Source organism: Streptococcus mitis, from assembly GCF_001074635.1.
In the GTDB taxonomy this organism is placed as follows: Bacteria; Bacillota; Bacilli; order Lactobacillales; family Streptococcaceae; genus Streptococcus; species Streptococcus mitis_E.
Window position 1 is genome coordinate 1 of record NZ_JUQO01000088.1, and the last position, 291, is coordinate 291.

At 49.5% G+C, this 291-nt stretch carries 2 tRNA genes; both read right to left on the reverse strand.

Features of this window, described 5'->3' with window-relative positions:
* Positions 1–67: 67 nt before the first annotated feature.
* Positions 68–140: transfer RNA gene (locus ADI58_RS03780), tRNA-His, on the reverse strand.
* A 14-nt stretch (positions 141–154) separates the two neighbouring features.
* Positions 155–225: transfer RNA gene (locus tag ADI58_RS03785), tRNA-Trp, on the reverse strand.
* Positions 226–291: the final 66 nt, after the last annotated feature.

The following is a 291-nucleotide window of genomic DNA, read 5'->3' on the forward strand; positions in this document are numbered from 1 at the left end:
AACCAACGCATGAGGGAGTCAAAGTCCCTTGCCTTACCGCTTGGCTATACCCCAATAATATAAAATAGGCGAGTGATGGGGATCGAACCCACGCATGCCAGAGCCACAATCTGGTGTGTTAACCACTTCACCACACCCGCCATAATTCTATTAACACGGGCAGTAGGAATTGAACCCACACTGAAGGTTTTGGAGACCTTAGTTCTACCTTTAAACTATGCCCGTAAAATGGAAGGGGAGGGATTCGAACCCCCGAACCCGAAGGAGCGGATTTACAGTCCGCCGCGTTTA